Annotated in this window: 6 protein-coding genes; 4 read left to right on the plus strand and 2 right to left on the minus strand. The window is 58.3% G+C overall.

The window, feature by feature from the left end; genetic code table 11:
- Window positions 1–25: 25 nt before the first annotated feature.
- Window positions 26–1,432: a type I glutamate--ammonia ligase gene (glnA, locus tag AACY30_RS24800; RefSeq protein WP_339415502.1), complete on the minus strand. Its 1,407-nt coding sequence runs from the start codon at window positions 1,430–1,432 to the stop codon at window positions 26–28.
- A 332-nt stretch (window positions 1,433–1,764) separates the two neighbouring features.
- Between glnA and thiI the strand changes: the two genes are divergently transcribed.
- Window positions 1,765–3,219 carry a tRNA uracil 4-sulfurtransferase ThiI gene (gene thiI / locus AACY30_RS24805; RefSeq protein ID WP_339415503.1) on the plus strand — a complete coding sequence of 485 codons (1,455 nt, stop codon included), beginning with the start codon at window positions 1,765–1,767 and terminating at the stop codon, window positions 3,217–3,219.
- A 139-nt stretch (window positions 3,220–3,358) separates the two neighbouring features.
- On the plus strand, window positions 3,359–5,179 hold the full coding sequence (gene typA, locus AACY30_RS24810; protein WP_339469174.1) for a translational GTPase TypA: 1,821 nt from the start codon (window positions 3,359–3,361) through the stop codon (window positions 5,177–5,179).
- 200 nt (window positions 5,180–5,379) lie between these two features.
- Here the strand turns inward: typA and AACY30_RS24815 are convergent, their stop codons facing one another.
- Entirely contained in the window at window positions 5,380–5,814 is a 435-nt protein-coding gene (locus tag AACY30_RS24815) for a YkgJ family cysteine cluster protein (protein ID WP_049710458.1), read from the minus strand.
- A gap of 240 nt (window positions 5,815–6,054) precedes the next feature.
- On the opposite strand from AACY30_RS24815, the gene AACY30_RS24820 reads away from it, so the two are divergent.
- Together AACY30_RS24820 and AACY30_RS24825 are read left to right on the plus strand one after the other, a co-directional pair.
- Window positions 6,055–8,505: a glycogen/starch/alpha-glucan phosphorylase gene (locus tag AACY30_RS24820; protein ID WP_339457309.1), complete on the plus strand. Its 2,451-nt coding sequence runs from the start codon at window positions 6,055–6,057 to the stop codon at window positions 8,503–8,505.
- Window positions 8,506–8,674: 169 nt separating this feature from the next.
- Window positions 8,675–9,988: DUF2339 domain-containing protein (locus tag AACY30_RS24825; RefSeq protein WP_339541267.1), on the plus strand; the 1,314-nt coding region annotated here is incomplete at its 3' end.

Raw genomic sequence — 9,988 nt, forward strand, 5'->3', positions numbered from 1 at the left:
CGCCACCTTAAGCAGCGCTACCGGATCAGCAGCTGTAGTACAGCTCGTATTCCAGTGGGTGTACGAAGGTGCGAACCTTGATTTCTTCTTCGCTTTTCAGGCCGATGTAAGCGTCGATGAAGTCGTCGCTGAACACGCCGCCTTTGGTCAGGAACGCGCGGCCCTTGTCCAGCTCTTCCAGGGCTTCTTTCAGGCTGCCACACACTTGTGGGATCTCTTTGGCCTCTTCAGGCGGCAGGTCGTACAAGTTTTTGTCGGCGGCGTCGCCTGGGTGGATCTTGTTCTGGATACCGTCCAGGCCGGCCATGACCAGGGCGGCGAACGCCAGGTATGGGTTGGCTGCTGGATCCGGGAAGCGTGCTTCGATACGGCGGGCGCGAGGGCTGGAGACGTAAGGAATACGGATCGAGGCGGAACGGTTACGTGCCGAGTAGGCCAGCATTACCGGGGCTTCGAAACCTGGGACCAGACGCTTGTAGGAGTTGGTCGACGGGTTGGTGAAGCCATTCAGGGCCTTACCGTGTTTGATGATGCCGCCGATGAAGTACAGGGCGGTGTCAGACAGGCCGGCATAACCTTCGCCAGCGAAAGTGTTCTTGCCCTCTTTGGCGATGGACAGGTGAACGTGCATGCCCGAACCGTTATCGCCGTACAGAGGCTTAGGCATGAAGGTCGCGGTACGGCCGTAAGCCACGGCAGTGTTGTGTACGCAGTACTTCAGGGTTTGAACTTCGTCAGCCTTGGCCACCAGGGTGTTGAACTTCACACCGATTTCGTTCTGACCGGCAGTGGCCACTTCGTGGTGGTGCACTTCGATGACCAGGCCCATGTCTTCCATGGCGTTGCACATGGAGGTACGGATTTCGTGGTCATGGTCGAATGGCGGAACCGGGAAGTAGCCACCTTTGATACCTGGACGGTGGCCATGGTTGCCGCCTTCGACGTCCTGGTCGGACATCCACGAACCTTGTTCGGAGTAGATCTTGAACATCGAACCGGAGATGTCGGACTTGAACTTGACCTGGTCGAAGATGAAGAATTCTGGCTCCGGGCCTACGAATACGGTGTCGCCGATACCGGTGGACTTCAGGTATTCCTCGGCACGCTTGGCGATCGCACGTGGGTCGCGGTCGTAGCCTTGCATGGTCGAAGGCTCGATCACGTCGCAAACCAGGATCAGGGTTGGCTCTTCGGTGAACGGGTCCAGCACGGCAGTGCTGTCGTCCGGCATCAGGATCATGTCGGAGGCTTCGATGCCTTTCCAGCCAGCGATGGAGGAACCGTCGAACATTTTGCCTTCTTCAAAGAAAGCATCATCCAGCGCGTCGCGAGCCGGCATGGTCACGTGGTGCTGAGTGCCTTTGGTGTCCGTGAAGCGCAGATCAATCCATTTAACGTCATGATCTTTGATGAGTTGAACCGACTTCGACATAGTGTCCTCCGGGTGGCTTCGGGCTGGGTAGTGGAGTAGCCCTTAGAATTTGGGTGATGCCGGCGCGGATACTCCGCCATGGCAACCTGCCTCACAAGAGAGCAAATTGCATGCCAGTGCGCCAACATGGGTTTTTTGATCTAAAAACGCCCCTATAAAAGTGCATTGCGACAAAAGCGTAAAATTTGCGCACCGCAATGTGGCGCAACGGAAGGTTGGCGCACCTATTTAGTGCGCTGCCTGTGCTTTGTATATTAACTGGTTAAACCGTGAGCGATTTCCGCTATAATCCGCGCCCCCCTTTTTCAGCAGGCCCGGCGCGCGCTGTTTCCATGAAATTAATCGTTAAAGTCTTCCCCGAAATCACCATCAAAAGCCGACCGGTACGGATGCGTTTCATCCGTCAATTGGCCAAGAACATCCGTGCCGTGCTCCGCGATCTGGACCCGGCTGTGGTGGTGAATGGTGTGTGGGACAACCTCGAGCTGGAAACTCGTATTACCGAGCCCAAAGCCTTGAAAGACATGACCGAGCGCCTGAGCTGCATGCCGGGCATCGCGCATTTCCTGCAGGTGGATGAGTACCCGCTGGGCGACTTCGACGACATCACCGAAAAGTGCAAACAGCACTTCGGCAGCGAGCTTGAAGGCAAGATTTTTTCGGTGCGTTGCAAGCGTGCCGGCAAGCACACCTTCAGCTCCATGGACGTCGAAAAATACGTTGGCAGCAAGCTGCGTCGCGAGTGCGGCGCCGCTGGAATTTCCCTCAAAGCGCCGCAAATTGAAGTGCGCATGGAAATTCGCGACCAACGGTTGTTTGTGATCCACAGCCAGCACAACAGCATCGGTGGCTACCCGCTGGGCGCCCTGGAACAGACCCTGGTATTGATGTCCGGCGGTTTCGATTCCACGGTGGCGGCTTACCAGATCATGCGCCGCGGCCTTATGAGCCACTTCTGCTTCTTTAACCTGGGCGGGCGTGCACACGAATTGGGCGTGATGGAAGTTGCGCACTTTATCTGGAAGAAATACGGCAGCTCCCAACGCGTGCTATTTGTAAGCGTGCCGTTTGAGGAAGTGTTGGGCGAAATTCTCGGTAAAGTCGATAACAGTCATATGGGCGTAGTTTTGAAGCGTATGATGTTGCGCGCTGCGTCACGGATCGCCGATCAGTTGCAGATCGACGCGCTGGTGACCGGTGAGGCGATCTCCCAGGTGTCCAGCCAGACGCTGCCGAATCTGTCGCTGATCGACTGCGTGACCGAAAAGTTGGTGCTACGCCCGCTGATCGCCAGTCACAAGCAGGACATCATCGACCTGGCCGAAGAAATCGGTACCGCTGATTTCGCCAAGCATATGCCGGAATATTGCGGGGTCATCTCGGTGAACCCCAAGACCCACGCCAAGCGCAACCGCGTGGAGTACGAAGAACAACAGTTCGACATGGCGATTCTTGAGCGTGCGCTTGAGAACGCCAAAATGGTCCCGATCGATCGCGTAATCGACGAACTGGGCCAGGACGTGAAGATCGAAGAAGTCAGCGAAGCCCTGGCTGGCCAGATCGTCGTCGACATCCGTCACCCGGATGCCGCCGAAGATGAGCCGCTGGAAATCGCCGGCATCGACGTACAAACGCTGCCGTTTTATGCATTGAACGCGCGTTTCAAGGAACTGGATAACAGCCGTCAGTACCTGTTGTATTGCGACAAAGGCGTGATGAGTCGCCTGCATGCCCACCATTTGCTCAGTGAGGGGTATGCCAATGTGCGCGTTTATCGACCGAGCTAAGAGCCCGGGGCTGTTTGCCTGTGGCCTGCGTCACCGGCCCCCCGACTCTGCCGTCAAGCTGTAACGGCAAGGCCTGACTCTACTGTAAATCGCTGCCACGACCTGTCAGCACACCGAATCCTCTGATCGAGATACACAAGTGATCGAAAATCTACGTAACATCGCCATCATTGCTCACGTTGACCATGGTAAAACCACCCTGGTAGACAAACTCTTGCGTCAATCCGGCACCCTGGAGCGCAACGAGCTCAACGACGAGCGCGTGATGGACTCCAACGACCAGGAAAAAGAGCGCGGTATTACCATCCTGGCTAAAAACACCGCTATCAACTGGAACGGCTACCACATCAACATCGTGGATACCCCGGGCCACGCCGACTTCGGCGGCGAAGTAGAACGCGTAATGTCGATGGTTGACTCCGTTCTGCTGCTGGTTGATGCTCAAGACGGCCCTATGCCGCAAACCCGTTTCGTGACCAAGAAGGCTTTCGAAGCCGGCCTGCGTCCGATCGTGTGCATCAACAAGGTTGACCGTCCAGGCGCACGTCCGGACTGGGTTCTGGACCAGATTTTCGACCTGTTCGACAACCTGGGTGCTACCGAAGAGCAGCTGGACTTCCAGGTTATCTACGCCTCGGCCCTGAACGGTATTGCCGGTCTGGAACACACCGCCATGGCGGAAGACATGACCCCGCTGTACCAGGCGATTGTTGACCACGTTCCACCACCGAAGGTTGACCGTGACGGTCCGTTCCAGATGCAAATCTCGGCACTGGACTACAACAGCTTCCTGGGTGTTATCGGCGTTGGCCGTATCGCTCGTGGTAGCGTCAAGCCGAACACCCCGGTTGTCGCTATCGGCGCCGACGGCAAGAAGCGTAACGGCCGCATCCTGAAGCTGATGGGTCACCACGGTCTTCACCGTATCGACGTTGAAGAAGCTTTCGCCGGCGACATCGTTTGCGTGAGCGGTATGGACTCGCTGTTCATCTCCGACACCCTGTGCCAGCCGGACAACGTCGAGGCGATGAAGCCTCTGACCGTTGACGAGCCAACCGTTTCCATGACCTTCCAGGTAAACGACTCGCCTTTCTGCGGTAAAGAAGGCAAGTTCGTGACTTCCCGTAACATCAAGGAACGTCTGGACAAAGAGCTGCTGTACAACGTTGCTTTGCGCGTTGAAGAAGGCGACTCGGCTGACAAGTTCAAGGTTTCCGGCCGTGGTGAGCTGCACCTCTCGGTACTGATCGAAACCATGCGTCGCGAAGGCTTCGAAATGGGCGTTGGTCGTCCAGAAGTGATCATCCGTCAGGTTGACGGCGTGAAGCAGGAACCGTTCGAAAACGTCACCATCGACACCCCGGAAGAATCCCAGGGCAAGGTGATGGAAGAGATGGGTCTGCGTAAGGGCGACCTGACCAACATGGTGCCGGATGGCAAAGGCCGTGTACGTCTGGAATACAACATCCCTGCGCGTGGTCTGATCGGTTTCCGTAACCAGTTCCTGACCCTGACCAACGGTGCTGGCATCCTGACCTCGATCTTCGATCGCTACGACACCATGAAGTCCGGCGATATGTCTGGCCGTCAGAACGGTGTTCTGGTCTCGGTTGAAACAGGTAAGGCACTGACCTACTCCCTGGAAACCCTCCAGGCGCGTGGCAAGCTGTTCGTTGAACACGGTCAAGAGATCTACAACGGCCAGATCGTTGGTCTGAACAGCCGTGACAACGACATGGGCGTCAACCCAACCAAAGGCAAGAAGCTCGACAACATGCGTGCTTCGGGTAAAGACGAAACCATCGCTCTGGTTCCACCTGTTCGCTTCACCCTGGAACAGGCCCTGGAATTCATCCAGGACGACGAGCTGTGCGAAGTTACGCCTAAGTCGATCCGCCTGCGTAAGAAGATCCTGGACGAAGGCGAGCGTACCCGCGCTGCCAAGAAAGCCAAGAACTGAGTTAACTCAGGCTGAATGAAAAACGCCCCCGGTCGAAAGGCCGGGGGCGTTTTTTTATGTCTGCAGTTTGTGTGGTGTTTGTGCCGACCCTTTCGCGAGCAAGCCCCCACACATTCGACCGCGTTGTTTCAGGATGAGCGCGGTCAAGTGTGTGCGGGCTTGCTCGCGAAGAGGCCCGTCAGAACACCACAAAATCCAGATCAGAATTTGTCGAGGGTCTTGAACTTAGTCTCGCGCACCACTTCCTTCGGCTTATACGCGCAATACCCAGGCCGCGGCCCGATCTTCGGGTGATTGCGGCAAGTATCCGGGCGTTTGTCATAAATAGTGCAGAAGCGCGTCTTACGATCCAGGTACAGGCAATCGTTGTTGCTCATGCGCTGCAGGGTAAAAATTTCTGACTTGGAATTGAAACGCTCGACGATGCCTTCCTTCTGCAAGCGCTTGGCGATGTTCTTCGCCGGGTCGCCCAGTTCGAACTCATCGACGATGCCGATGCGGATCAGGTCTTTGATCTTCACTTCGACCGGCAGCGTGCAGCAGCTGGACACGCAACCACCGCACATGTGCGCGGAATATTTCTGCCACGTTTCAAGGCGGTCGAGTTCCGCGGCGGCGATCAGTTGAGGCTTCATCAGGGTTCCAAAAAGGTGGGGCTGTGTCCGGGCGCGCGATGATACCGGGATTGGTGATTTTTTGAACAATATTTTCCGGGTTTCTGCTCGAAGGTGGGTAGGGGTAAAAGCAGGCACGGCCCCTGCATTAAAATCCTGTATAGATGAATGCGTTAAAAAACTGACGAACCAGAGCGTCTACCTTCTGTCAGACCGTCTAGGCTCTAGCAACTCCTTCTATCTCGCCCGAGGTCGCAATTGATGTCTCAGGAACCACTTGCACGAGAAGCAGAGGTAGCCGCATTTCGCGATGCCGTCTTGACCAAACTCACTTACGCGGTGGGCAAGGACCCGGATCACGCCTTCGACCACGACTGGTTCGAAGCCATTGCCCTGGCCGCACGCGACCAGATGGTCGACCACTGGATGGACCATACGCGGCGCATTTACCGCAAAGGTCAAAAGCGCGTTTATTACCTTTCCCTGGAATTTCTCATCGGTCGCTTGCTCTACGACAGCCTGAGCAACCTTGGCGTGCTGGAGATCGCGCGCGATGCACTCTCGGAGCTGGGCGTCGATCTTGAGCGCATCCGCCTGCTGGAGCCCGATGCGGCGCTTGGCAACGGTGGTCTAGGCCGCCTGGCCGCGTGCTTTATGGAAAGCATGTCGACGTTGGGCATTGCGGGTCACGGTTATGGCATTCGTTATGAGCACGGCCTGTTCCGCCAGGCGATTGTCGATGGCTGGCAACAGGAGCAAACCGAACGCTGGCTGGATTTCGGCAACCCATGGGAATTCGAACGGGCCGAAGTGATTTACCCGATCGGTTTTGGCGGCAGCGTCGAAACCCTGCCGGATGCTTCCGGCAAGCTGATCCAAGTGTGGACGCCGAGCGAAACCGTACGCGCGGTTGCCTACGACACCCCGGTGGTCGGCTGGCGCGGCGCGAGTGTCAATACCTTGCGCCTGTGGCGTGCTCGCGCAGTGGAAGACCTGCACCTGGAGCGTTTCAACGCCGGTGACCACTTGGGCGCCGTCGCCGAAGTGGCCCGCGCTGAAAGCATCTCCCGGGTGCTTTACCCTGCGGACAGCACCGAAGCGGGGCAGGAACTGCGCCTGCGCCAGGAATACTTCTTCGTCTCGGCCTCGCTGCAGGATCTGCTGCGTCGTCACAAGAACATGCACGGCTCGGTGCTGAGCCTGGGCGAACACGCCGCGATCCAGCTCAACGATACCCACCCGTCCATCGCCGTGGCCGAGTTGATGCGCCAATTGGTCGACTTGCACGACATTCCGTGGGAAGCGGCGTGGGACGTCACCGTCGAAACCCTTTCCTACACCAACCACACCCTGTTGCCCGAGGCATTGGAAACCTGGCCTGTCGGCTTGATGGAACGCATGCTGCCCCGGCACATGCAGATCATCTACCTGATCAACGCCCAGCACATCGACTCGCTGCGCGCCAAGGGCGTCCACGATTTCGACGTATTGCGCGCCGTATCGCTGATTGAAGAAGACAACGGCCGCCGCGTGCGCATGGGCAACTTGGCATTCCTCGGCTCCCACAGCGTCAACGGTGTGTCGGGTTTGCACACCCAGTTGATGCGCAACACGGTGTTCTCCGAGCTGCACAAGCTGTACCCGGAGCGCATCAACAACAAAACCAACGGCATCACCTTCCGCCGCTGGCTGTACCAGGCCAACCCGAAACTCACGTCGATGCTCGTGGGCGCATTGGGCCCGGACATTCTCGACAACATGGAAACGCGCCTGGGCGAGCTGGAAACCTTCGCCGAGAAGCAGACCTTCCGCAAAGCCTTCGCCGATCAGCGCCTACACAGTAAGCGCGCACTGGCGGACCTCATTCACGAACGGCTGGGGATCGCGATCAACCCGGCGGCGATGTTCGACGTGCAGGTCAAGCGGATTCACGAATACAAGCGCCAACTGCTGAACCTGCTGCACACGGTGGCGCTCTACCAGGCTATCCGTGCCGAACCGGGCACCGACTGGGTGCCGCGTGTGAAGATCTTCGCGGGTAAAGCGGCGGCGAGTTATCACCAGGCCAAGTTGATCATCAAGTTGACCAACGACATCGCGCGAACCGTTAACAACGACCCGACCGTGCGCGGTTTGCTCAAGGTGGTGTTCCTGCCCAACTACAACGTCAGCCTGGCGGAAAGCATCATCCCGGCAGCGGATTTGTCGGAGCAGATTTCCACCGCCGGCTTTGAAGCCTCGGGCACCAGCAACATGAAGTTCGGTCTCAACGGTGCGTTGACCATCGGCACCATGGACGGCGCGAACGTGGAAATGCACGAGCGCGTGGGCGCCGAGCATATGTTTATCTTCGGCCTCAGCGCGCAGGAGGTGGAAGCGCGTAAACACGCCGGTGAATTCAACGCCGGGCAGGACATTGCAGCGTCCAATCGCCTCAGCGATGTGCTGCAAGCGATTCGCGGCGGGGTGTTCTCGCCGGATGATCCGGGCCGGTATGTCGGGCTGATCGACGGGTTGATCGACTACGACCGCTTCCTGGTGTGTGCCGACTTCGACTCGTACTGGGACGCACAGGCGCGGGTCGAAGCGCATTGGCATGATTCCAAGGCGTGGTGGCGTTCGGCGGTGCTCAATACCGCGCGGATGGGGTGGTTCTCTTCGGACCGGACGATCCGCGAGTACGCCACAGAGATCTGGAAAGCGCTCGACTAAACGCTGCAATACAAAATGTGTGCGGGCTTGCTCGCGAATACGCTGTATCAGTTAACGAGTATGTCGGCTGATACACCGCTTTCGCGAGCAAGTCGAATCTTCGCACCGCCGCTCCCACATTGAGTCCGCGTCGATATACTAGGCCACGGTTTGCTTAGGGATATCGACCATGCAATGGATTTTCATGCTGATTGGCCTTGCGCTCGGCTGGACGCTCGATGAGTCGTTCAGTGACGCGGGCATCGGTGCGCTGTTGGGGCTCGGCATTGGCCAGGCAATTCGCCTGGCTAAGCTGTCGGCCCAAGCGGACCAGCAGGCGCGTCAGTTGGAAACCACGCAAAAGTCGCTGATAGCGCTGGGCGAACGCTTGCGGCAACTGGAAGTGCCCGCGCCGACGAGCAGTGTCATCGCCGAAACACCCATCCCCGAGCCGACACCTATTACCCAAGCCCCAGAGCTTGTTTGGGAGCTGCCTGCCGACATCACACCTGTCGCCACGGTCGCCAATCCGAGCCAGCCGCTGCCGGCCGACGTCTGGACGCCTGCCCCAACTCCGCGCCCTCAAGCACCTGCCATTCCTCGTGGCCCCAACTTGATCGAACGCGCCATCAGTGGCGCACGCAATTGGCTGTTTGGCGGCAATACCGTGCTGCGGGTTGGCGTGGTGCTGCTGTTTCTCGGCCTGGCCTTCCTGCTGCGTTACGCCACCGAAGGCATGGTGGTGCCGATCGAGGTGCGTTACGCCGGGGTTGCCGCTGCGGCGTTAGGCCTACTCGGCCTGGGTTGGTGGCTGCGGCGGCGTAACAGCAGCTACGGCTTGATGTTGCAAGGCACCGGGATCGCAGTGTTGTATCTGACGGTGTTTGCTGCGATGCGTTTGCATCCGTTGATAGACCCGAGTGCGGCGCTGGGTTTGCTGGTGGCCGTCACGGTGTTTTCGGCGATCCTGGCAATCACCCAGGATGCCTTGGGGCTGGCCTCTGCGGCGGCGCTCGGCGGCTTTGCGGCGCCCATCCTTACGTCTACCGGTGCCGGTAACCATGTCGCGCTATTCAGTTACTTCGCCCTGCTGAATGCCGGCATCCTCGCCATCGCCTGGTTCAAGGCCTGGCGTTTGCTCAACCTGATCGGCTTTGTCGGCACCTTTGGTATCGGCTTCGCCTGGGGTCTGCGCTCCTACACGCCGAAATTGCTGTGGAGCACCGAACCGTTCCTGATTCTGTTTTTCCTGATGTACCTGACCATCGGCCTATTGTTCGCCCGGCGCAAATTGCTGGAGATGAGCGACGCGCCCGAGGATGACAGCCGTGGCGCGCTGCTGCGCTGGTCGGCGGCCAAGGGTGATTATGTCGACGGCAGCATGTTGTTCGGTCCGCCGCTGGTAGGTTTTGGCTTGCAGTTCGCGCTGGTGCAGCGCGTGGAATTCGCCGCCGCCTTCAGCGCGCTGGGCTTGGGCGTCATCTACATGGGGTTGGCTCGGCTG

Origin of the sequence: Pseudomonas sp. RA_5y_Pfl1_P24, from assembly GCF_963970945.1 — a bacterium.
Classification (GTDB): Bacteria; Pseudomonadota; Gammaproteobacteria; order Pseudomonadales; family Pseudomonadaceae; genus Aquipseudomonas; species Aquipseudomonas tritici.

Excerpts from the sequence above, each read along its gene's own strand:
- glnA (WP_339415502.1), bottom strand. The coding sequence starts at position 1,432 with ATGTCGAAGTCGGTTCAACTCATCAAAGATCATGACGTTAAATGGATT.
- thiI (WP_339415503.1), top strand. The coding sequence starts at position 1,765 with ATGAAATTAATCGTTAAAGTCTTCCCCGAAATCACCATCAAAAGCCGA.
- AACY30_RS24815 (WP_049710458.1), bottom strand. The coding sequence starts at position 5,814 with ATGAAGCCTCAACTGATCGCCGCCGCGGAACTCGACCGCCTTGAAACG.
- AACY30_RS24820 (WP_339457309.1), top strand. The coding sequence starts at position 6,055 with ATGTCTCAGGAACCACTTGCACGAGAAGCAGAGGTAGCCGCATTTCGC.